At 60.9% G+C, this 1,177-nt stretch carries 1 protein-coding gene; it reads right to left on the bottom strand.

Annotated features, from left to right (window positions below):
- On the bottom strand, nt 1-1,177 hold a 1,177-nt coding region (gene tuf / locus BMY22_RS23485), incomplete at both ends, for an elongation factor Tu (RefSeq protein ID WP_090625736.1).

The raw sequence follows: 1,177 nt of genomic DNA, 5'->3' as shown, positions 1-1,177 counted from the left end.
GCAACCACGCCGGCGCCAACGGTACGACCGCCTTCGCGAATAGCGAAGCGCAGACCGTCTTCCATGGCGATCGGAGCGATCAGGGTGACGACCATCTTGATGTTGTCACCCGGCATCACCATTTCAACGCCTTCCGGCAGTTCGCAGTTGCCGGTCACGTCGGTGGTACGGAAGTAGAACTGCGGACGGTAGCCCTTGAAGAACGGCGTGTGACGACCGCCCTCCTCCTTGGACAGCACGTACACTTCGGCTTCGAACTTGGTGTGCGGCTTGATGGTACCCGGCTTGGCCAGAACCTGGCCGCGCTCCACGTCTTCACGCTTGGTACCGCGCAGCAGGGCGCCGATGTTCTCGCCAGCGCGACCTTCGTCGAGCAGCTTGCGGAACATTTCCACGCCGGTGCAGGTGGTCTTGGTGGTCGGACGGATACCGACGATTTCCACTTCCTCGCCCACCTTGACGATACCGCGCTCGACACGGCCAGTCACCACGGTGCCGCGACCGGAGATCGAGAACACGTCTTCGATCGGCATCAGGAACGGCTGGTCGATGGCACGCACCGGCTCCGGAATGTAGGAGTCCAGGGTTTCCACCAGCTTGCGTACGGCGGAAACGCCAATGCCGTTGTCGTCCTTGCCTTCCAGCGCCATCAGGGCGGAACCGGTGACGATCGGAGTGTCGTCGCCCGGGAAGTCGTAGGTGGAGAGCAGATCGCGCACCTCCATCTCGACCAGCTCCAGGAGCTCGGCATCATCGACCATATCGGCCTTGTTCAGGAACACGACGATGTAGGGAACACCCACCTGACGGGAGAGCAAGATGTGCTCGCGGGTTTGCGGCATGGGGCCATCGGCGGCCGAACAGACCAGAATTGCGCCGTCCATCTGGGCAGCACCAGTGATCATGTTCTTCACATAGTCGGCGTGACCGGGGCAGTCAACGTGCGCATAGTGACGAATGGCGGAATCGTACTCAACGTGGGAAGTGTTGATGGTGATACCGCGGGCCTTTTCTTCCGGAGCGTTGTCGATCTGGTCGAATGCACGAGCGGAGCCACCCCAGGTCTCGGAGCAGACCTTGGTCAGCGCAGCAGTCAGAGTGGTCTTGCCATGGTCCACGTGACCGATGGTGCCAACGTTGACGTGCGGTTTGTTACGTTCGAATTTTTCCTTAGCCA

Origin of the sequence: Azotobacter beijerinckii, from assembly GCF_900110885.1 — a bacterium.
GTDB lineage: Bacteria > Pseudomonadota > Gammaproteobacteria > Pseudomonadales > Pseudomonadaceae > Azotobacter > Azotobacter beijerinckii.
This window is presented reverse-complemented; position numbering and strand designations above follow the sequence as displayed.